Source organism: Amycolatopsis sp. cmx-11-51 (assembly GCF_047608665.1).
GTDB lineage: Bacteria > Actinomycetota > Actinomycetes > Mycobacteriales > Pseudonocardiaceae > Amycolatopsis.
Genome location: NZ_JADNQO010000005.1, coordinates 331,913 through 352,346 on the forward strand (window position 1 = coordinate 331,913; position 20,434 = coordinate 352,346).

Annotated in this window: 14 protein-coding genes; 9 read left to right on the plus strand and 5 right to left on the minus strand. The window is 68.7% G+C overall.

Features of this window, described 5'->3' with window-relative positions; genetic code table 11:
• Nucleotides 1-29: 29 nt before the first annotated feature.
• The 3 genes from ACM6LU_RS21150 (at nt 30) to ACM6LU_RS21160 (ending at nt 2,568) form a co-directional block, all read left to right on the plus strand.
• On the plus strand, nt 30-389 hold the full coding sequence (locus ACM6LU_RS21150; protein ID WP_414939440.1) for a PadR family transcriptional regulator: 360 nt from the start codon (nt 30-32) through the stop codon (nt 387-389).
• Nucleotides 386-823, plus strand: coding sequence for a VOC family protein (locus ACM6LU_RS21155; RefSeq protein ID WP_414939441.1), 438 nt, complete (start codon nt 386-388; stop codon nt 821-823). The genes ACM6LU_RS21150 and ACM6LU_RS21155 overlap by 4 nt, the downstream gene beginning before the upstream one ends.
• Before the next feature lie 191 nt (nt 824-1,014).
• Nucleotides 1,015-2,568: a PucR family transcriptional regulator gene (locus ACM6LU_RS21160; protein WP_414939442.1), complete on the plus strand. Its 1,554-nt coding sequence runs from the start codon at nt 1,015-1,017 to the stop codon at nt 2,566-2,568.
• Between the two features lie 143 nt (nt 2,569-2,711).
• On the opposite strand, the gene ACM6LU_RS21165 is transcribed toward ACM6LU_RS21160, so the two are convergent.
• Nucleotides 2,712-2,939: a hypothetical protein gene (locus ACM6LU_RS21165; protein WP_007033850.1), complete on the minus strand. Its 228-nt coding sequence runs from the start codon at nt 2,937-2,939 to the stop codon at nt 2,712-2,714.
• Nucleotides 2,940-3,152: 213 nt separating this feature from the next.
• Nucleotides 3,153-4,094: a zinc-binding dehydrogenase gene (locus ACM6LU_RS21170; protein ID WP_414939443.1), complete on the minus strand. Its 942-nt coding sequence runs from the start codon at nt 4,092-4,094 to the stop codon at nt 3,153-3,155.
• Between the two features lie 164 nt (nt 4,095-4,258).
• On the opposite strand from ACM6LU_RS21170, the gene ald reads away from it, so the two are divergent.
• The 4 genes from ald (at nt 4,259) to ACM6LU_RS21190 (ending at nt 12,028) form a co-directional block, all read left to right on the plus strand.
• Nucleotides 4,259-5,374, plus strand: a complete 1,116-nt coding sequence (gene ald, locus ACM6LU_RS21175; RefSeq protein WP_414939444.1) for an alanine dehydrogenase — start codon at nt 4,259-4,261, stop codon at nt 5,372-5,374.
• 730 nt (nt 5,375-6,104) lie between these two features.
• Nucleotides 6,105-7,298: an ABC transporter ATP-binding protein gene (locus ACM6LU_RS21180; RefSeq protein WP_414939445.1), complete on the plus strand. Its 1,194-nt coding sequence runs from the start codon at nt 6,105-6,107 to the stop codon at nt 7,296-7,298.
• A complete protein-coding gene (locus ACM6LU_RS21185; protein WP_414939446.1) occupies nt 7,298-8,182 on the plus strand; it encodes an ABC transporter permease in 885 nt (294 codons plus the stop codon). The genes ACM6LU_RS21180 and ACM6LU_RS21185 overlap by 1 nt, the downstream gene beginning before the upstream one ends.
• Before the next feature lie 123 nt (nt 8,183-8,305).
• Nucleotides 8,306-12,028 (plus strand): ABC transporter ATP-binding protein, encoded by a 3,723-nt coding sequence (locus ACM6LU_RS21190; protein ID WP_414939447.1) that lies wholly within the window; start codon nt 8,306-8,308, stop codon nt 12,026-12,028.
• Nucleotides 12,029-12,461: 433 nt separating this feature from the next.
• On the opposite strand, the gene ACM6LU_RS21195 is transcribed toward ACM6LU_RS21190, so the two are convergent.
• Complete coding sequence (locus ACM6LU_RS21195; RefSeq protein WP_414939448.1) at nt 12,462-12,728, minus strand: hypothetical protein; 267 nt, start codon at nt 12,726-12,728, stop codon at nt 12,462-12,464.
• A 372-nt stretch (nt 12,729-13,100) separates the two neighbouring features.
• Between ACM6LU_RS21195 and ACM6LU_RS21200 the strand changes: the two genes are divergently transcribed.
• Both ACM6LU_RS21200 and ACM6LU_RS21205 read left to right on the plus strand, forming a co-directional pair.
• Entirely contained in the window at nt 13,101-16,847 is a 3,747-nt protein-coding gene (locus tag ACM6LU_RS21200; protein ID WP_414939449.1) for a multifunctional oxoglutarate decarboxylase/oxoglutarate dehydrogenase thiamine pyrophosphate-binding subunit/dihydrolipoyllysine-residue succinyltransferase subunit, read from the plus strand.
• Nucleotides 16,848-16,975: 128 nt separating this feature from the next.
• Nucleotides 16,976-17,764, plus strand: a complete 789-nt coding sequence (locus ACM6LU_RS21205) for an SMP-30/gluconolactonase/LRE family protein (protein WP_414939450.1) — start codon at nt 16,976-16,978, stop codon at nt 17,762-17,764.
• On the opposite strand, the gene ACM6LU_RS21210 is transcribed toward ACM6LU_RS21205, so the two are convergent.
• Nucleotides 17,761-18,498 carry a hypothetical protein gene (locus ACM6LU_RS21210; protein WP_414939451.1) on the minus strand — a complete coding sequence of 246 codons (738 nt, stop codon included), beginning with the start codon at nt 18,496-18,498 and terminating at the stop codon, nt 17,761-17,763. The two genes, ACM6LU_RS21205 and ACM6LU_RS21210, sit on opposite strands and share 4 nt — an antisense overlap.
• 268 nt (nt 18,499-18,766) lie before the next feature.
• Complete coding sequence (locus ACM6LU_RS21215) at nt 18,767-20,329, minus strand: S8 family serine peptidase (protein WP_414939452.1); 1,563 nt, start codon at nt 20,327-20,329, stop codon at nt 18,767-18,769.
• Nucleotides 20,330-20,434: the final 105 nt, after the last annotated feature.

Below are 20,434 nucleotides of genomic sequence, written 5' to 3' on the forward strand. Positions count from 1 at the left end.
ATAACGGGACCGGAGCGTATGCTTCCCGAATGGCCGACGGCAACCCCCAGCTCACCCCTGCGGCGTTCCAGACCCTGCTGGCCCTCGCGAGCGGCAAGGGCGGTCGCGCGCACGGATACGCGATCATGGGTTTCGTCGACGAGGTGAGCGGCGGCGCCGACCGGCTCGGGCCGGGCACGCTGTATCGGACACTGGCCAGGCTCGTCGCCGACGGCCTGGTCGAGGAGGCTCCCGAAGCGAGCGAAGACCAGCCGCACGACTCGCGCCGCCGCTACTACCGGCTGACCCGCGCCGGCCGGGACGTCGCCGCGCGCGAGGCTGAGTTCCTGAGCCGGCTGGTCGCCGTGGCCGGTCAAGCGGGGCTGCTGAAGCGGGCAGAGTCGGCGTGAGCCGGGCGCTCGGGCTCGTCCCCCATCTGTTCGTCAAGGACGTGGACACATCACTTTTGTTCTACGGCAAGGCATTCGGGGCCGTGGAGCTGTTCCGCAACGTGCTGCCGAACGGTGTCGTGCTGTTCGTGGAACTCGCCGTCGGCGACGCGCGGCTGCTGGTGAGCCAGGAGATCCCGCAACTGGACGCGCTCGCGCCCGCGACCCTCGGCGGCACGCCGATGCTGCTGACCCTGGAGACCGAGGACCCCGACGACCTCGTGCGACGCGCGGTGTTCGCGGGCGCGCGGGTGGAGGCGCCGGTCGAGGAGATGTTCTTCGGCGAGCGGTATGGCCGGATCGTCGATCCCGACGGGCACCGGTGGGCGCTGACGACCAAACGGGAGCGGTTCACCCCGGAAGACATCGATGCCAGGACGCCACCCGAGGTCTGACGTGTGCCTCAGGTGACCGGCGGACGTCTCCTCGGGTAGCGCGTCAGCGCGACGAGGAGACTTCACCCCGCCCGCTCTCTTTGGGCCGAAGGCCCACGAAAACGCGATGAAGGGGCCCCTCGGCGCTCGACGGGAGCGATCTTCGGGACGGCCCCTGCGGCGCGTTTTCGTCAGCGGGCGCAAAATAAAGCATGGTTTCCGTGCGCAGCGTTGTCGACCGGGTCGGTCCGACGCTGCTGCACGCCCTGCAGGTGCCCGAAGAGTCCCCGGCCGTCGGTGATGTCGTCATCGCCGAACCCGGCACCACCCTCGCCGCGGGTGACCTCGTGCTCGGCGTCGCCATCACCGACACGTCGGACGCCGCGGAACTGGTCAAGCTCGGCGCGGCGAAAGGCGCCGCCGCCGTCCTGCTGAAACCTCCGCTCGCGGCCAAACCGTCAGTGAAGCGAGCGGCGAAGTCGGCGGACATCGCGTTGATCGAAGTGCGCTCGGCGACGTCGTGGGCCCAGCTCGTCTGGCTGCTCAGGACCGTCCTCGACGCGCTCGCCGACGAGTCCGACGCACTGGAGGACGGCGGCGGCCCCGGTTCCGGCGATCTTTTCCGGCTCGCCGACGCGGTCGCCTCGGTCGTCGACGCGCCCGTCACCATCGAGGACACCAACTCGCGGGTGCTCGCCTACTCGGCCCGGCAGGACCTGACCGACTCGGCGCGCGTGTCCACCATCATGGGCCGCCGCATCCCCGACGACGTGCTCGCGCGGTTCCGTTCGCGAGGCGTGTTCCGCGAGCTTTCCCGTGGGCGGCAAACGATCTTCGTGCCCGCGCAGCGCGACGGCACCCTGCCCCGGCTCATCGTGCCGATCCGGATGGGCGGCGAACTGCTCGGTTCGATGTGGGCGGTCGTCGCGGGCCCGGTCTCCGACGAACGCGCGGCCGCGTTCGCCGACGCGGCGCCCGTCGTCGCGCTGCACCTGCTGCGCCGCCGCGCGCACACCGACTCCCAACGCCGCGTCTCGGCCGAACTCCTGCGTGCCGTGCTCGAAGGGAAGGCCAGCCCGCGTAAGGCGATCGCGGAACTCGACCTGTCGGAAGTGCCACACCGCGTCGTCGTCATCGAGGTCTCCGGCGGCGACGGCCGTGACGACGAGGGGTTGCGGCTCGCCCTCCTCGAACGGATCTCCCAAGGCGTCGGCAGGCGGCCGGTGGCCACCGAACTCGGCGGCGTGCTCTACGCCGTCGTTCCGGACGGCGAGGGCTGGGACGAACTCCGGGCCGCGCTCGAAGCCCTGCCGACACCAAGGCGAGGCGGCACCCCGCGGGCGGCCGCGGGTTCCGCCTGCGAGATCGGGGAACTCGCGACGTCACGGGCCCAGGCCGACGAGGCGTTGGGCCTGCTGCGCGCCAAGCTCGTCCCCGGCCGTGTCGTGGTCTTCGACGAGGCATGGACAGCTCTGTCCTTACATCGCGGGGCCACGGCCGCGAGCACCGCGAAGGTGGCCGAACTCGGCCCGCTCGGCCTGCTGCACGCGCACGACGAAGCCCACGAGAGCGGCTACGTCGACACGCTCTACCAATGGCTCCGGCATCCCGGCGACCCACGCGCCGCCGCGGAGGAACTGCGGATCCATCCCAACACCCTGCGGTACCGCATGCGGCGACTGCTCGGCCTCGTGCCGCTGGATCTCGACGATCCCGACGTCCGGCTGGCGTTGATCACGCAACTCGTTTCGCTGCGGTGGAGCTGACACGGGATTCCACTTCGTTCTGTTCAATAACGAACACTTTGTCGTGCGACAAAACCGTGCGCAGACGTCATGAAAGGGTCTTTCAAGACACGCTTTGAATCAGCGCTGCCGTCAGGAAAGACCCTTTCACCACATCCGGCGGGCTAGTGCGCGCTGGCGCGATATCCGTCCTCAATGGTCTGCCGTACCGCGGCGAGCAGATCGGCGCCGGGGTAAAGCGGCAGAAGCACACCGGGGCCACCGTCGACCCGCAGCGCGGCTTCGTAACCGTGCCCCGGAGTTTCGACCAGGCCGACGATGACATCGGCCGGATTGCCTTCGGTGTCGACGGTGCGAACACGCCGCTCCCGCCGCCAGTCCTGATTTGTCATGCGGAACAGAATGGCAGCTTACCGGCCAGTAAGATCAACATCTTGACTCGATCGTGCTGCATTTCCCCATTCGCGGGTCGCACGGCCGCGCTCACCCCCAGCGAACACGGCCGTGCGTCCGGACCCAGACGTCCTTTTCGCCTCGGGATCATCGTGCAGGCAAGAACGAAATCGCGCATCCCATTTGCTCTCACCGGGCCGGGGATTCCGGCATCAGACCTCGAGCAGCGTCTTGCCGATCGCGCCACGCGACTGCATGACCGCGTGCGCGTCCGCCGCGCGTTCGAGAGGGAACCGTTGCCCGATCACGGGTTCCAGCCGCCCGGCGGCGGCCTCGGCGAGCGCGGACTCGGTGAACGCCCGCATCTCCGCCCGCCCGCCGAGGGCCTGGATCACCGTGACCCCGCGGGCGGCGGCGTCCTCGTCGGACACCTCGGTCCACGAGCCGCTCGACAACCCGTAGATCAGCATCCGGCCGCCGGGCCTCAGCAACCCGAACGACGTCGACCCGATCCCGCCGCCGACCCCGTCGAAGACGACGTCGACCGCGCCCGCCTTCGCCGACCAATCCGATTCGCGGTAGTCGACCGCCAGATCGGCGCCGTGCTCCCGGACGTGTCCGACCTTCGCCGGTCCGCCCGCCGCGCCGACGACCTCCGCGCCCGCGGCCTTGGCGAGCTGGACGACCAGCCCACCGACACCGCCCGCCGCGGCCTCGACCAGTACGCGCTCCCCCGGCTGAAGGCGCGCGGCGGCCACCAGCGCCGTCGCCGTCCGGCCGTCGGCGAGGATCGCCACCGCGGCGTCGAGGGCCAGCGCGTCCGGTACCTCGAAGACGGAATCGGCGGCGACCGCGACCCGCTGCGCGTACGCCCCGGATCCGCCGGTGGAGGTCACGACGCGCTTCCCGACCAGGCCGAGATCGACTCCTTCGCCGACCGCGCTGATCACGCCACCGACGCCGTTACCGGGGATCATCGGCAGTTCGGCACGGAACGGCCCACCGCCGCCGGCGCGGAACTGCGTCTCGACGAACGTGATGTTGGCGAACGCCACCTCGATCAGGGCCTGGCCCTCGGCGGGGACCGGATCGGGGGCGTCGCCGGCGACGAGCACTTCGGGCCCGCCGAACTCCTTCAACCACACGGCTCTCATGTGCCACAAGGTGCGAGCTCCAGTTGACTGGAGGTCAAGCGATTGTGCCGGAAAGACCATGATCGGTGCTCAACCTTGTCGTGGGCGCACGATGACACCGCCGTCCAGGTGGCTCACCGTGAGTGGCAGCACCTTTGTCGTAGACCCGCCGCAGGAGGCACTCCGTGCGTATCGCCGTCCCCCGTGAAATCAAGAGGCACGAATACCGGGTGGCGCTCACCCCGGCGGGCGTGCATGAACTGACCGGGCGCGGCCACGACGTCTTCGTCGAAACCGGTGCCGGCCTCGGCTCGTCCATCACCGACGACGAGTACCTCGCCGCGGGCGCGAAGATCCTCGCGACGGCGGAGGAGACCTGGGCCGAGGGCGAACTCGTGCTCAAGGTCAAGGAGCCGATCGCCGAGGAGTACCCGCAGCTGCGCGCCGACCAGGTGCTGTTCACCTATCTGCACATCGCCGCGGACCGGCCGCTGACCGACGCGCTGCTGGCCGCCGGCACCACCGCGATCGCGTACGAGACGGTGCAGACCCCGAACCGCGCGCTGCCGCTGCTCGCGCCGATGTCCGAGGTCGCCGGCAGGCTGGCGCCGCAGGTGGGCGCGTTCTCCCTGATGAAGCCGAGCGGTGGCCGCGGTGTGCTGCCCGGCGGCATCCCCGGTGTCCACCCGGCGCGCGTGGTCGTGATCGGTGGCGGTGTCGCCGGTCTCAACGCCGCGCGGGTCGCGCTCGGCCTCGGCTCGGACGTCGAGATCCTCGACACCAACGTCGACCGCCTCCGTCAGATCGACAACGACTTCGGCGGTCGCATCCGCACGGTGACCTCGAACGCGCTGTCGGTCGAGCAGTCCGTACTGGAGGCCGACATGGTCATCGGCGCGGTGCTCGTGCCCGGCGCGAAGGCGCCGAAGCTGGTCTCGAACGACCTCGTTTCGCGGATGCGTCCGGGCAGCGTGCTGGTGGACATCGCGATCGACCAGGGCGGCTGCTTCGCCGACTCGCGGCCGACCACGCACGACGAGCCGACCTACAAGGTCCACGAGTCGGTGTTCTACTGCGTCGCGAACATGCCGGGCGCTGTCCCGCGTACGTCGACCTACGGCCTGACCAACGTGACGCTGCCGTACGCCGTTCAGTTGGCGGAATTCGGCTGGCAGAAGGCGCTGCAGGCGGACGCTTCGCTCGCGAAGGGCCTCAACACGCACGCCGGCGCCCTCACGAACGCCCCCGTCGCGGCCGCGCACGGCCTGCCCGCCACGGACCTGGCCGCCGTCCTGGCTTGACCCCTAGCCACACTCCCACGCGGGGGACCTTTGCCACCCCAGTGCGAAGGTCCCTCGCTCCTTTTCGCGCCCTTCCGACACCCGAATCCCCACTTTCGCGGCACACTGGTCACTTTCCCGTCGCCGACTCACGACGACAGGGTGGCACCCAACCTTTCCCAAAACCATCCCGCGCCCTTGACACCAGCGCCGAGGACCACTCGCTAGCCCACGCCGCCCCGCGCCTTCGGCCACTCACCAGGCCACGACGCCCCGCGCCGTAGGCCACCCACCCGCCAACCGCAGCTTCACGCACCGTGGGGGTCCGGGGGGGGGCTCGCCCCCCGGGCGATACGACGAAGCCCCACCTTCGGAAAGACGCGCCAGCGTCGACCGAAGTGGGGCAAAGGGGCTGAGGGCGACCCGCTCGACCAGCCTGGGGGTCACTGGGAGCGGGCCGCCTCCTACATCGTAGGTAATAAGTCGCCGTCGCGCTGCATGGGGTTGGCATGTCTTCGGAGTTATTTCTTCACCGACCTCTGTCGCGGTCGGTGATTTTCCGCGCTCTACGCCGGATATGCGGTAGTCAGGGGCCATTCGGTCCAGCGATGGCTGCGCTGAGGGACGGAATCGTCACCGCACTGGACGTGACGAAGGTCGCTTTCGGTGGATTGCCCCCTTCCGCGGGTGCGGACTCACCCGGTGAGGCAGGATGTCGCGTGATCGGCCTTGGCCAACAAAAGGGGACGGTATGCACGACGGCAGTGGCCGCATCGCGGTGCAGAATCTGAGCAAGCAGTTCGGTGCGGTCAACGCGGTCCAGAATCTGAGTTTCACGGTGGAGCCGGGTTCGGTGACCGGGTTCCTCGGGCCCAACGGGGCGGGGAAGACCACGACGCTCCGGATGCTGCTCGGGCTGGTGACGCCCACGAACGGCACGGCGACCATCAACGGGCGCCCGCACGACCAGCTGGGGAACCCGGCCAGGGTCGTCGGTTCGGTGCTGGAGAACGAGGGCTTCCACCCGGGTCGCACGGCGCGGAATCATCTGCGCGTGTACTCGGCGGCGATCGGGATGCCGGATCAGCGGGTGGGCGAGGTCCTTGGCCTGGTCGGCCTTTCGTCGGCGGCGGACCGCAAGGCCGGCGGGTTCTCGCTCGGTATGCGGCAGCGGCTGGCGCTGGCGACGGCGTTGCTGGGGGATCCGCAGGTCCTGGTGCTGGACGAGCCGACGAACGGTCTCGACCCCGAAGGCATCCTGTGGCTTCGGAACTTCCTGCGCGCGTACGCGCGTGAGGGGCGCACGGTGCTGGTCTCGAGCCACCTGCTGAACGAGGTGGAGCAGACGATCGACCAGGTCATCATCATCAGCCAGGGCATGACGCGGTACAACGGCTCGCTCGACCAGTTGCGCAAGAGCAACCAGTCGCGCGTGCTGGTGCAGTCCGCCGACACGAACGGCCTCGTCTCCGCGTTGCAGGAGTCGGGCATCACCCAGGTTTCGCCGACGCCGGACGGCCGGGTCGCGGTTTCCGGTGCGACGGTGCAGCAGATCGGTGACATCTCCGCCAAGGCGAGCATCGCGGTCTACGGCATGCAGGAGGAGACCGCGGATCTGGAGCGGATGTTCTTCCAGCTGACGCAGGGTCAGTACGCCGCGCCGCAGCCCGGTTTCCAGCAGGGCCCGCCGCCCGGCTACCAGGGTCCGCCCCCGGGGTATCAGGGTCCGCCGCCCGGGTACCAGGGTCCGCCGTCCGGCTATGCCCCGCAGAACACGCCGCCGCCCGGGTTCGCGCCGCCGAACACCCCGGCTCCCGGGTTCGCGCCGCCGCAGCAGCAGTTCCAGCAGGGCCAGCCCCCGCAACAGCAGCAGTACCAGCAGGCGCCGCCTCAGCAGCAGGCGCAGCAGCAGGGCCAGAACGAGGGCTGGGGAGGCCAGGGCTGATGGGCAACCTGATCAAGGCGGAGTTCCGCAAGACGCTCACGCTCAAGGCGTGGTGGGCGCTGATGATCCCCGCGGTGGTTTTCGCCTTCGCGTTCGCCCTGTTCTGGGGCATGATCACCAACGACTTCAGCAACTATCTCGGGCGTTCGGACACCCGTGAGCTGACCGAGGCGCTCGGCATCTCGACCGGTCAGCTGCCGGTCGGCCTGCTCGCCCTCGGGCACGGCATCAACATCGGCACGATGATCCCGATCATCTTCGGTGTCTTCGCGCTCGCGGGCGAGTACACGAAGAAGACGATCACCACGACGTTCCTCACCGCCCCGAACCGGGTTTCGGCGTTGAGCGCGAAGATGATCACCTACGTCGCGTGGGGCGCCATCTACGGTGTGATCATCGTGGCGGCGGCGAGCCTCGGCACGGTGATCACCGTCGACAGCGAGCGCCTGCCGTCGGCGGGCCAGTGGCTCGGTGTGCTGGGCGCGGGTGTCCTCGCGACGATCCTGGCGACCCTGTTCGGCATCGGCGTCGGCGCCGTGTGGCGCAGCGTGGTCGGCAGCATCATCACACTGACCATCTGGATGCTCGTCGTCGAGAACGTCCTGGTCTTCGTCATGTTCGGTGCCGCGGACATCACCTGGCTCGGCGGCATCCTGCCGAACGGCACGGTCAACGGCATCGTGGGCGCCATCGGCGCGGAGGCGTTCGGCGCCGCCGGGGTGAAGGTGCCGGCGCTGGAGGACGAGACGGCGTGGGTGCTGCAGTACGCGGCCGGTGCGCCGGGAGCGTTCTCGTGGTGGGCCTCCGCGCTCATCTTCTTCGGCTGGACGATGGCCTTCTTCCTGGCGGGCTGGGCCGTGAACCAGAAGAAGGACATCACGTAGTCGCTGCCCACCCGTGAGATGAACGGGACTTTCCTCGCAAATTTTGCGAGGAAAGTCCCGTTCATCTCGTTCGGCCTCCGCGAACCGGCCGGTCCTGTCGGTAGGGCCGCATAGGCTGGCGGGGTGACCACAGCTCCACCTCGTCCGCGTCAAGCCAGTCCGGCCCGTGAGACCACCCCCGTACCCGCCGGAGGCTGGATCCGCCGTCTGGCCGCTTCGTGCTGGAAACATCCCTGGCTGGTCGTGCTGTCGCTGGGCGCGGCGATCATCGGTGTCGGTCTGCAGGCCGCCGGTCCTCTCCTGATCCGGGAGGCGCTCGACGGGGCCGTCGCCGGCGACACCTCCCGTCTCGGCGTGCTCGCCGCCGTGATGGCGGTGCTGCAGGTGCTGACCTTCGGGAACGCGTTCGCCCGCCGGTACGTCGGCGGGCGGCTGGCGCTCGACGTCCAGCACGATCTGCGCCGCCAGGTGTTCAACGCGGTCTCCCGCCTCGACGGCGGCAAGCAGGACGCGCTGCGCACCGGGCAGGTCGCCTCGCGCGCGATCTCGGATCTTCAGCTGGTCACGTCGGTCCTGATGCAGGTCCCGCTTTCGGCGGGCTCGGTGATCTTCGCGTTGCTGTCCCTCGGCGCGATGCTGTGGATGTCGCCGACGTTGACCCTGATCGCGATGGTGGTCGCCCCGGCGATCGCGATCATCATGGCGGTGAGCCGCAAGCGGCTCTTCCCCGCGACATGGGCGGCCCAGCAGCGCGCGGCCGACGTCGCGCAGCAGGTCGAGGAGACCGTCACCGGCGTACGCGTGGTGAAGGGCTTCGGCCAGGAAGCGCGCGAGGTCGCGAAGCTGGAGAGGACGGCGAAGAAGCTCTTCGCCGAACGTCTGCGCGCGGCCCGCTTGTCTTCGTTGCCCACGGCCACGACGGCGGCGCTGCCCGCGGCCGGTCAGGTCGCGGTGCTGGCGGTCGGCGGTGTGCTCGCGCTGAAGGGCGAAATCAGCCTGGGCACCTTCCTGGCCTTCGCCACCTATCTGTCCATCCTGATCGGCCCGGCCAGGATGATCTCCAGCCTCGTGGTGCAGGCCCAGCTGACCCGCGCGGGCGCGGAACGGGTCAACGAACTGATCGACGCGCAGCCGGACGTCGTCGACAGCCCGGACGCGCGGCCGCTGCCCGAAGGTCCGCTCGGCGTCCGGCTGGAGGACGTCTCCTTCGGCTACACAAGATCGGATCCGGTCCTCGACGGGCTCACCCTCGAAGCACTGCCAGGCGAAACACTGGCCCTGGTCGGCACCGCCGGTTCCGGCAAGTCGACGATCTCCTTGCTGCTGCCCCGGTTCTACGACGTGCACAGCGGTTCGGTCCAGGTCGGCGACCTCGACGTCCGCGACCTCCGGCAGCACGACCTGCGCAGCGCGATCGGCGTCGTCTTCGAGGAAGCGTTCCTGTTCTCCTCGTCGGTGCGCGACAACATCGCCTATGGCAGGCCGGACGCGAGCGACGAGGAGATCCGCGCGGCCGCACGGGCGGCGGAGGCGGACGAATTCATCCAGCGTCTCCCCAAGGGCTACGACACGCTCGTCGGCGAACGTGGCCTCACGCTGTCGGGTGGTCAGCGGCAGCGGCTCGGCCTGGCCAGGGCGCTGATGACCGACCCGCGTGTGCTGGTCCTCGACGACGCGACGTCCGCCATCGACACGGTCACCGAGGCGGCGATCCACGACACGCTGCGCTCGGTCACCGCGGGCCGGACGACCCTGCTGATCGCGCACCGCCGCTCCACCCTCGCCCTCGCCGACCGGATCGCCGTGCTGGACAAGGGCCGCGTCGTCGACATCGGCACGGAGGAGGAACTGCTCGCGCGCTGCCCGCTGTTCCGCGAACTCGTCGCGGGGCCGGGTGACGACGTCGAGGAACCGCACCGCTGCGAAGGCCTCGACTGCGGTCCTGCGGGAATCACCCCCGCCCTCTGGCCGGAACAGGACAAGGCCGACGAGCTGGCGGGCGAGCGCAAGGGCACCGGCGGCGAATGGGACATCGACCTGCCGCCGACCGGGGAACTCCTCGAAGGCGTCCGGAAACTGCCGCCGGCCACGGACACACCGAAGCTCCCGGGCACGGACATCACCGCGGCCGAACCGAAGTTCCGCCTCGGCCGCCTGCTGAAACCGGTTCGCGGCCCGCTCGCCGTGGTGATCGGGCTGGTCGCGGCGGACGCGCTGGCCACCATCGCGATGCCCGCGCTGTACCAGTACGGCATCGACAACGGCGTGCGCACCGGGATGGAGGCGGTGATCTGGCTGGCCGCCGGGATCGGCGCGCTGGTGATCGTCGCGGACTGGCTCGCGATCTACCTCCAGACCAAGATGACCGCGCGGGTCGGCGAAACGGTGCTGTATTCGCTGCGCGTACGCAGTTACGCGCATCTGCAACGGCTCGGGCTCGACTTCTACGAACGCGAACTGTCCGGGAAGATCATGACCCGGATGACGACCGACGTCGACGCGCTCTCGACGTTCCTGCAGACCGGTGTCGCACAGGCCGTGGTGAGCGCGCTGACGCTGGTCGGGATCGCGGCGGCGCTGATGATCACCGACATCGGGCTGGCGGCGTACGCGCTCGCGGTGCTGCCGATCCTCGTCGTGGCGACGGTGATCTTCCGGCGCGCCTCGTCCAAGGCGTACACCGAAGCGCGGGAACGTGTCAGTGTGGTCAACGCGGACATGCAGGAGAACGTGAACGGGCTGCGGGTCGCGCAGGCGTACACGCGCGAGGAGCGAACAGCGGAGAAGTTCGCTTCCCGCAGCGACGAGTACCGACGTTCGCGATTGCGCGCGCAGCGCCTCGTCGCGACGTACTTCCCCTTCGCCGCGATGCTTTCCGGACTGGCCGAGGTCGTCGTGCTGATCGTCGGCGCGAACCGGGTCGCGGCGGGCACGCTGTCGGCCGGTGTACTGGTGGCGTTCCTGTTGTACCTGGGCCAGTTCTTCTCGCCGATCCAGCAACTGTCTTCGGTTTTCGACGGTTACCAGCAGGCGCGGGTCGGCCTGGTCCGGATCGGCGACCTGTTACGCACGCCGACTTCCGTTCCCGAGGCGGAGAAACCGGTCGCGGTCCCGGAGCGACTACGAGGCGAGGTCTCGTTCAAGGACGTCGATTTCGCTTACACCGCAACAGATGAGCCCGCTCTGACGCAGCTTTCACTGGAGGTCCCGGCCGGGGAGACCGTCGCTTTGGTCGGCGCGACGGGCGCCGGGAAGTCGACAGCGGTGAAGCTCGTCGCGCGCTTCTACGACGCGACAGGCGGCGTGGTCCGGATCGACGGAACCGACATCCGCGAGTACGACCTGGCCGCCCTTCGCGCGCGAATGGGCGTAGTACCTCAGGAAGCGCATCTGTTCTCGGGGACCGTCGCCGACAATGTGCGCTACGGCAGGCCTTCCGCGACGGACGCGGAGGTCGAGGAGGCGGTCCGATCCGTCGGCGCGCTCGACGGCGTCGCCGCGCTTCCCGCCGGTTTCCACCAGCCCGTCGGTGAACGCGGGCGCTCGCTTTCGGCGGGACAACGCCAACTCGTCGCCCTCGCCCGCGCCGAACTCGTGGACCCGGACGTCCTCCTGCTCGACGAGGCGACCGCGGCCCTCGACCCGTCCACCGAAGCCGCCGTCCTGCGCGCGACCGAACAACTCGCGCGCCGCCGCACGACCTTCGTGGTCGCGCACCGCCTCGCCACCGCCGCCAAGGCGGACCGGATCGTCGTCCTGGACCACGGCCGGATCATCGAGCAAGGCACGCACGCGGAACTGGTGGCCGCAGGCGGCCACTACGCACGCCTGTGGTCCTTGGGCTAAGTCTCGTGCGGCCCTGTCGCGCGGTTGCCCTCCAAGTCCGTGAAGGACTCCTTGAGGGACCCTGGGTCCCTCAAGGGGTCCTTCACGGACCGCGATCCTGACTCCTTGGCCCTGACGAGCCGTGCCGCCGTCCTTTCTCTGGCGGGCGTACGCCGCGGCTGGGCCGCCAAACCCGGTCAGGAGCGCGTCCACGCGCTCGACCTCACCCGCGAGGCTTCGTGTGGGCGCTCGAACACGCGGCGCTCAGCCACTACTACGACTGCGACGTTCATCTCGACCGGGAAACGTGGCGACGCGAGGCCAGATGGGGCTGAGTGATGAAGCAGTCGATCGCTATGTCGACAAATGGATCACCGCGGTCACTTCGACCAAGGGCGAGGTCGGCGCGGACCGCGTCGAAGACGCTGCTACCCGCGGAGAGTCCGTAACCCGCTTAGGAGCGCCACGAGAGGCCACCCATCCCGGCGACCTCCAGGTCCTGGGCCGACGCCCACCGGAAGGTCCCTGGCCGGACGTGCACCCCGGCCGTCACCGCCCAGTCCGGCTCGTCGGGCTCGACGTGCTCCATCTCCTTGAAGTCGGAGAGCGTCGGCCAGACCGCGGCGCACGAGTCGCACCTCAGGACGACCTTGCCCGATTCGGTGACCACCGGGCGCACCCGTCCCTCGTCCCAGAACGACGGACACTCGTCCAGCCACATCGTCTGCCACCACCTCGCGGGTGAACGGCGGCCGGCACGACACCGGCCGCATCCTCCGCTCAGCAAAACCCGCCGACGTGAACTCCAGGCTGTCCCGGCACGACCACCTCACCAACCTTTTCCGACCAAACAGTGACCTGACCTGCACAGACCGTGAAACGGAAGCAAAGGTCCCCCGCTCCCCCGAACGGCAGCGGACCGCTTCGGCGAGTGGCGGATTTTCGATCTCTTGATCGAGACAGTGACCCATCACCTAGTGCGCCACGCCTCACACAGGCCAGTTCCATCACACGGCTGCCGCCGAGGGGGTTAGCCTGGTAGGCGCATCAGCGGTGTTCAAGATCTCGAGACGGATAGAGGCGAGTCCAAGCCGTGTCCAGCAGCAGCCCTGCGTCACAATTCGGCCCCAACGAGTGGGTCGTCGAGGAAATGTACGACCAGTTCCTCGCCGACCCCACCTCAGTCGATGCCGCCTGGCACGACTTCTTCGCGGACTTCAAGCCAACGCAGGCCGCGCAGACCAAGGCTGACGACGCACGTCAGACCTTCGCGGAGACCGCCAAGGAGGGCTCGGACACCAACGGTCAGGCCTCCCCGCCGTCGCCGCAGACGGTCCGCAACGCCGAGTCCACCGCGAAGCAGACCGCATCGAAGACCGAGGCGAAGGCCGCCGCGCCCGCGAAGCCCGCTCCGAAGGCCGAAGCGAAGGCCGCCGCGCCCAAGGCAGCGCCTGCGAAGGCCCCGGCGAAGGCTCCCGCCAAGACGGCCGAGAAGGACGCCGAGCCGGAGTCGAAGCAGCTCCGTGGCGCGGCCGCCGCGATCGCGAAGAACATGGACGCCTCGCTGTCCGTGCCGACGGCGACGAGTGTGCGTGCCGTCCCGGCGAAGCTGATGGCCGACAACCGCATCGTCATCAACAACCACCTCAAGCGCACGCGTGGCGGCAAGATCTCCTTCACGCACCTCATCGGCTACGCGATGGTCCGTGCGCTGAAGAACTTCCCGAACATGAACCGGCACTACCAGCTGATCGACGGAAAGCCGTTCGCGATCACGCCGGAGCACGTGAACTTCGGTCTCGCGATCGACATGAAGGGCAAGGAAGGCTCTCGCACGCTCGTCGTGGCCTCCATCAAGGCCACCGAGAACATGACCTTCATGCAGTTCTGGCAGGCCTACGAGGAGATCGTCAAGAAGGCCCGCAACGGCAAGCTGACCGCCGACGACTTCGCAGGCACCACGATCTCGCTGACCAACCCCGGCGGCATCGGCACCAACCACTCGGTGCCGCGGCTGCAGGCGGGCCAGGGCGCGATCATCGGCGTCGGCGCCATGCAGTACCCGGCGCACTTCGAGGGCACCAGCGAGAAGGCACTGGTCGACCTCGGCGTATCGAAGATCATGACGCTGACCTCGACCTACGACCACCGCATCATCCAGGGCGCGGAGTCGGGCGAGTTCCTCAAGCGCATCCACGAGCTGCTGCTCGGCGAAGACGGCTTCTACGACGACGTCTTCACCAGCCTGCGCCTGCCGTACGAGCCGATCCGCTGGGTCGCCGACATCCCGGACGGCCCGGTCGACAAGACCGCGCGCGTGATCGAGCTGATCGACGCCTTCCGCATGCGCGGTCACCTGATGGCCGACACCGACCCGCTGAACTACCGGCAGCGCAGCCACGCCGACCTCGACGTCCTCTCCCACGGCCTGACGCTGTGGGACCTGGACCGCGAGTTCCCGGTCGGCGGCTTCGCGGGCCAGGAGCGGATGAAGCTGCGCGACATCCTCGGTGTCCTGCGCAACTCCTACTGCCGCACCGTCGGCATCGAGTACACGCACATCCTCGACCCCGAGGAGCGCCGCTGGATCCAGGACCGCGTCGAGATCCCGCACGAGAAGCCCGACCCCGCGGTCCAGAAGTACGTGCTCTCGAAGCTCAACGCCGCCGAGGCGTTCGAGACCTTCCTGCAGACCAAGTACGTCGGCCAGAAGCGGTTCTCCCTCGAAGGCGGCGAGACGGCGATCCCGCTGCTCGACACGCTGCTGGACAAGGCCGCCGAGCACGAACTCGACGAGGTCGTCATCGGCATGCCGCACCGCGGCCGCCTGAACGTGCTCGCGAACATCGTCGGCAAGCCGATCGCGCAGATCTTCCAGGAGTTCGAGGGCAACCTCGACCCGGGCCAGGCGCACGGTTCCGGTGACGTGAAGTACCACCTCGGCGCCGAGGGCAAGTACTTCCGCATGTTCGGCGACGGCGAGACCAGGGTGTCGCTGACCGCGAACCCGTCGCACCTGGAGACCGTCGACCCGGTCCTCGAGGGCATCGTCCGCGCGAAGCAGGACATCCTCGACAAGGGCGGCGAGGGCTTCACGGTCCTCCCGGTCCTGATGCACGGCGACGCGGCCTTCGCGGGCCAGGGTGTCGTGGCCGAGACGCTGAACCTGGCGCTGCTGCGCGGCTACCGCACCGGCGGCACCGTGCACGTCATCGTCAACAACCAGGTCGGCTTCACCACCGCGCCCGAGCACTCGCGTTCGAGCGAGTACGCCACCGACGTCGCGAAGATGATCGGTTCGCCGATCTTCCACGTGAACGGTGACGACCCCGAAGCCGCGCACTGGGTGGCCAAGCTGGCCGTCGAGTACCGCCAGGCGTTCCACAAGGACGTCGTGATCGACCTGATCTGCTACCGCCGCCGCGGCCACAACGAGGGCGACGACCCTTCGATGACCCAGCCGGCGATGTACGACATCATCGACACGAAGCGTTCGGTCCGGAAGACCTACACCGAATCGCTGATCGGCCGCGGAGACATCTCCGTCGAAGAGGCCGAGGCCGCGTTGCGCGACTTCTCCAGCCAGCTGGAGCACGTGTTCAACGAGGTCCGTGAGCTGGAAAAGCATGTGGCGAAGGCCAGCCCCTCGGTCGAGGAGGAGCAGCAGGTCCCGGCCAAGGTGCCGACGGCGACCACCACCGAGGTCATCGAGCACATCGGCGACGCGTTCCTCAACGTGCCCGAGGGCTTCACTCCGCACCCGCGGGTCAAGCCGGTCATGGAACGCCGCCACAAGATGTCCCGCGAAGGCGGCATCGACTGGGCCTACGGTGAGCTGCTCGCCTTCGGTTCACTGGCGATGGAAGGCCGCCTCGTGCGGCTCTCCGGCCAGGACTCCCGCCGCGGCACCTTCACCCAGCGCCACTCGGTGCTGATCGACCGCAAGACCGGCCAGGAGTACTCGCCGCTGGCGAGCCTCGCCGAAGGTCAGGGCCGCGTCATGATCTACGACTCGGCGCTGTCCGAGTACGCGGCCGTCGGCTTCGAGTACGGCTACTCCGTGGCCAACTCCGAAGCGCTGGTCATGTGGGAAGCGCAGTTCGGTGACTTCGTCAACGGCGCGCAGACCGTCATCGACGAATACATCTCCTCCGGCGAGGCCAAGTGGGGCCAGCTTTCCGACGTCGTGCTGCTGCTGCCGCACGGCCACGAAGGCCAGGGCCCGGACCACACCTCCGGCCGCATCGAGCGCTTCCTCTCGCTGTGCGCCGAAGGCTCGATGACCGTCTCGGTGCCGTCGACCCCGGCGAACTACTTCCACCTCCTCCGCCGTCACGCCCTCGACGGAGTCAACCGGCCGCTGGTGGTCTTCACCCCCAAGTCGATGCTGCGCAACAAGGCCGCCACCTCGGCGGTCGAGGACTTCACCGGCCAGACGAAGTTCATGTCGGTCATCGACGACGCCGTCGTCGACCCGTCGAAGGTGCGCAAGGTCCTGCTGACGTCGGGCAAGCTGTACTGGGAGCTGGCGGCCGAGCGGACGAAGCGCGAGGCGAACGACATCGCGATCGTCCGCGTCGAGCAGTACTACCCGCTGCCGAAGAAGAAGCTGGTGGCGGCGCTCGAGCGCTACAACGGCGCTCCCGCGGTCTGGGTCCAGGAGGAGCCGGAGAACCAGGGTGCTTGGCCGTTCTTCGGCCTGAACCTGCCCCGGAAGCTCCCGGAGGTGTTCTCCAACCTGGACGTCGTGTCGCGCCGTCCGATGGCCGCTCCGTCGGCCGGTTCGTCCAAGGTGCACGAGGTCGAGCAGAAGGCGCTGATCGCGCGGGCGTTCGACTGATCGCCTGAGAGAAGTACAGGAAGGCCCCCTTCCTCGCGCCTGGCGCGAGGAAGGGGGCCTTCCTGTACTTCGGGTGTCGAAACCGGTGGGTCCCGTTCGTATAGGGGTAAACGAACGAAGGAGACACCATGAAGACCGTGCTCGACGGCCTCCTGCTCCCCGAATCCGCCCGCTGGCACGACGGCCGTCTCTGGCTGGCGAACTGGGGTACCGGCCAGGTCCTCGCCGTCACCCCGGACGGCGAAAGCGAGGTCATCGCGAACGTGCCGACCACGATGCCGTTCTCGATCGACTGGCTCCCCGACGGCCGTCTGCTGATCGTCTCCGGCCCGGAGGCCCGCCTGCTCAACGCGGACCTGAGCACCTACGCCGATCTAAGCCCCGTCGCCGCCTTATGGAACGAACTCGTCGTCGACAGCCGTGGCAACGCCTTCGTCAACGGCTTCCAAGACCTCCAGGCACCCGGCGTCATCGCCGTCGTCACCCCGGACGGCGAAACCCGCCAGGTCGCCGACGGCATCCTCTTCGGCAACGGCATGGCCATCACGCCCGGCGACTCGACGCTGATCGTCGCCGAGTCGTACGGCAACCGGCTCACCGCGTTCGACATCGCCGAGGACGGCTCGCTGTCCGGCAGGCGCGTGTGGGCCGAACTCGGCGGCGATCATCCCGACGGCATCTGCCTCGATGCCGAGGGCGCCGTCTGGTACGCGGACGTGGCGGGCAAGTACTGCGTCCGGGTCCGCGAAGGTGGCGAAGTACTTCAGAAGGTCGAAACCGATCGAGGCTGCTTCGCCTGCACGCTCGGCGGCGAGGACGGGCGTTCGCTCTACGTCCTCGCCGCCGAATGGCACGGCTGGGAAAACCCGTTCGGCGACGGACCGACCGGGCAGGTCCAGGTCGTGGAAGTCGCCTAGCCGATCGCCTCGGAGGTCGCCTTCGCGACCTTCAGGGCGTTCTCCTTGCACTTCGTCTGGTCGACCTTCCCGGAGGGGTCGGGGCCGGTCACGATGATCTCCGCCTCGACGTTGCCCTGCTGGAACTTGATCTGGCATTGGCTCGCCGAATCGAGCTTGGCGTACAAGGCCTTGGTGGACTTGGCCATGGTGGGGATGAGCACGCCGCCGTCGTCGACGGCGTTCTCGATCGCGGCCTTGGCCGACGCTTCACCGGCACCCGAACCCGGCTCCTTGGACTTCGAGAGGTACATCGCCACCGACGCCGAGGGTGCGTCGGGTTCCCGCCAGGTGCAGAACGAACGCGTGTAGACGATCTCGTTGTTCGAAGTGCTCGCCGGCTCCTCGCCCTTCGGCGTCTCCAGTGGCGGCAGGTTCCTCACGCCGGTCCCGATCTTCTCGCAACCGGGCATGGAGGTGTACTTGTCCGGCGGCCCGGACTTCTTGGACGACGTCGGCGCCGCGGCCGAAGACGAACCGGAGTCACCGGACAACAGCAGGAACGCGCCCACTCCGCCGCCACCGAGCAACACCACCGCACCGATCACGAGCCCGACGATGAGGCCGGTGTTCGACTTCTTGGGCGGCGGCGGGCCGTACCCGGGCTGCGGGTATCCGGGGTAGCCCTGCTGCGGATAACCCTGCGGTGGATACGGCTGCTGAGGTCCCTGCTGATAGGGCGGTCCGGGCTGCATGCGCCGAGGGTAAGGCCTCGCGACGGTCCTTAGTGGACGAACCCCGCAACTGGTGCCACGTGATCCTGCTCGCTCGACTTCGAACTCACGTGCTTGAGCGGCGAACTCGCGTGCTTGAACGGCGAACTCGCGTGCTTGGATGGCGAACTCGTCTGATCGCCGCCTGATCACGCGAGATCGCCGCTCAAGCACGCGTGTTGTCCCTCTGGACACGGGAAGGCCCCCTTCCCAGCAGGAGGAAGGGGGCCTTCGCGTTCTCAGGGGTGGATCAGAGAGTCAGCGACCAGCTGTTGAGCGTGCCGGTGTCGGCCCGGTACACGTCCTGCACCTTCAGCTTCCAGGCGCCGTTCGCGGCCTCGGCCGCGGCGTTGACGGTGTACGTGGTGTTGATGTTGTCGGACGAGTCGTTGCTCGAACCCTTCAGGCGGTACGCGGTGCCGTCCGGTGCGACCAGGTCGATGACCAGGTCGCCGACGTAGGTGTGCGTGATGTTCACCGCGACCTTGGTGGTGGCCGAGGCGTTGCGGGCGCAGTTCGCGACGGTGACCGGGCTGGTCACCGCGGCACCGGCGTCGGGGATGGCGACGGCGCCGCTGCTGGTCTGCGTGCCACAGGGGGTCGGCTCGGGGCCGGGGCCGCCGCTACCGGTGTAGAGCAGCACGTTCGGCGAACCGGTGCCAGGGTTGGTCACCTTGCCCTTGGTGCCCGCGTTGACCAGCGCGTCGCGGACCTGCGCCGGGGTAGCGGTCGGGTTGGCCGAGGCGTACAGCGCGGCCGCGCCGACGACGTGCGGGGTCGCCATCGAGGTGCCGCTGATGGTGTTGGTGCCGTTGTTCAGCCAGGTCGACGTGATGTTGCTACCCGGCGCGAAGATGTCGAGGCAGGTGCCGATGTTGGAGAAGCTCGACCGCGCGTCCGTGTTCGTCGTCGAGCCGACCGTGATCGCTTCCGGAGTACGGGCGGGCGACACGTTGCACGCGTTCGCACCGTTGTCGTTACCGGCCGCGACACCATAGGTGACGCCCGACGCGATCGACCGCTGCACGGCCTGGTCGAGGGTCGCCGAAGCGCCGCCGCCGAGGCTCATGTTCGCGACGGCAGGCTTGACGGCGTTCGCGGTGACCCAGTCGACACCGGCGATGACGCCGGCGGTCGTGCCCGAACCGGAGCAGTTCAGCACGCGGACGGCGACGAGCTTGACGCCCTTGGCCAGACCGTGCGCCGTACCGCCGATGGTGCCGGCGACGTGGGTGCCGTGGCCCTGGCAGTCCGTGGCGTCGTTGTCGTTGTCGACGGTGTCACGGCCATGGGTCGCGCGTCCGCCGAAGTCGGGGTGCGTGGTGAGGATGCCGGTGTCGACGACGTACGCGGTGACGTTGGACGCCGTGGTGCTGTAGCTGTACTTCTGGTCCAGCGGAAGGCTTTGCTGGTCGACCCGGTCCAGGCCCCACGACGGCGGGTTCAGCTGGTCCGCCGAGATCGAGACGGTCTGGTTCTGCTCCACGTAGGCCACCGCGGAGTCGGCGGCGACACGCTTCGCCTGCTTTTCGGTCAGTGCGCCGGAAAAGCCGCGGACCGACGAGGCGAAGGTCTTCTCGACCGTGCCGCCGTGACGGTTCGTCAGGCTCTTCGCGGTGGCTTCGACCGACGAGCCGTCCTTCAGCACGACGATGTAGCTGTCCTTGATCGCCTTGGCGCTGCCCGCGTTGACGATCGAGCCCTCCGCCGCGGACGCGACGGTGGCGCCACCGAGTGCGGTCAGCACGGCTACGGCCGCCGCGACACCGAAGGCGGGCAGGCGTCTTTTCAGGGTTCCCAGGGAATTGTTCAAGATATTCCTCCCAGGCAGGGTCGACCCACGGACATGAAGAGGCCCGCCGGATCGTTGGGGTGACTCAGAGGTGAAGCGCGTTCCACTTAGGAGCGCAGGCTGAGA

Bases quoted from the DNA above. Each gene is read 5' to 3' on its own strand.
- ACM6LU_RS21150 (WP_414939440.1), top strand. From the start codon at position 30: ATGGCCGACGGCAACCCCCAGCTCACCCCTGCGGCGTTCCAGACCCTG.
- ACM6LU_RS21160 (WP_414939442.1), top strand. From the start codon at position 1,015: ATGGTTTCCGTGCGCAGCGTTGTCGACCGGGTCGGTCCGACGCTGCTG.
- ACM6LU_RS21165 (WP_007033850.1), bottom strand. From the start codon at position 2,939: ATGACAAATCAGGACTGGCGGCGGGAGCGGCGTGTTCGCACCGTCGAC.
- ACM6LU_RS21170 (WP_414939443.1), bottom strand. From the start codon at position 4,094: ATGAGAGCCGTGTGGTTGAAGGAGTTCGGCGGGCCCGAAGTGCTCGTC.
- ACM6LU_RS21180 (WP_414939445.1), top strand. From the start codon at position 6,105: ATGCACGACGGCAGTGGCCGCATCGCGGTGCAGAATCTGAGCAAGCAG.
- ACM6LU_RS21185 (WP_414939446.1), top strand. From the start codon at position 7,298: ATGGGCAACCTGATCAAGGCGGAGTTCCGCAAGACGCTCACGCTCAAG.
- ACM6LU_RS21195 (WP_414939448.1), bottom strand. From the start codon at position 12,728: ATGTGGCTGGACGAGTGTCCGTCGTTCTGGGACGAGGGACGGGTGCGC.
- ACM6LU_RS21205 (WP_414939450.1), top strand. From the start codon at position 16,976: ATGAAGACCGTGCTCGACGGCCTCCTGCTCCCCGAATCCGCCCGCTGG.
- ACM6LU_RS21210 (WP_414939451.1), bottom strand. From the start codon at position 18,498: ATGCAGCCCGGACCGCCCTATCAGCAGGGACCTCAGCAGCCGTATCCA.